The organism is Caballeronia sp. LjRoot29, assembly GCF_964252755.1.
In the GTDB taxonomy this organism is placed as follows: Bacteria; Pseudomonadota; Gammaproteobacteria; order Burkholderiales; family Burkholderiaceae; genus Caballeronia.
On the sequence record NZ_CAXUPU020000098.1, the window covers coordinates 1 to 798 of the forward strand.

Below are 798 nucleotides of genomic sequence, written 5' to 3' on the forward strand. Positions count from 1 at the left end.
CCCGTCTGAAACCCGTCTGAAACCGAAAAGGCGTCCGCATTCGCGGACGCCTTTTGGCGTTCATGGACGTCCCGACCCATCCCACCCGCCAGCATTTCGCTTTTAAGAATTCTCAATTGTGTCCTAATTCTTTAAGAGAGTTCCGAGGGTCATCCGGGGTGCCCCGTCTTAATATTCATTCACTCGCAGACGAACCGGTTCATCGCCTCTCACACGAATCCAGACGATGAAAAAAAGGTGACTCGCACTGCGCGGTCGGCATCGACTGGGATAGGAATCCTAAGCGCTGCAAGTGTCTACATAACCCGCATTCATTTCTCTATTGGAAACGTTCATGAAATCATTCATCTCCACCCTCGCTGCTGCTGCAACGCTCGCTACCATCGCCCTGGCTTCAACCGGTGCCAGCGCAGCGGACGGCACGATCACCTTCACCGGTGCTGTTACCGACACCACCTGCTCGATCGATGCAAAAGCCGCTGGTGCCGCTGACAAGAACGTCACGCTGCCGACGGTGACGGGCAGCACCCTGAGCGCCAAGGGCGCCTCAGCCGGCACGACTGCTGCCACCGACCTGACGTTCACGCTGAGCGGCTGCTCGACTGAAACGAAGGCGGTCGCGCGTTTCGAAAACGGCCCGACGATCGACCAGACCACCGGTTATCTGACCAACCAGGCACCCGCCGGTGCGCAGAACGTCCAGGTTCGTTTGCTCAACGCATCGCATCTGCCGATCAACGTCGTCACGGGTGAAAACAACGACATGGCCGGCAACGGCGTGGCGATCGTGACGGGTGC

General features: G+C 58.4%; 1 protein-coding gene. It reads left to right on the forward strand.

Annotated features, from left to right (window positions below):
• Positions 1 to 334: 334 nt before the first annotated feature.
• Positions 335 to 798 (forward strand): fimbrial protein (locus ACSQ83_RS35905; protein ID WP_436231377.1); only part of this gene is annotated, 464 nt, incomplete at its 3' end.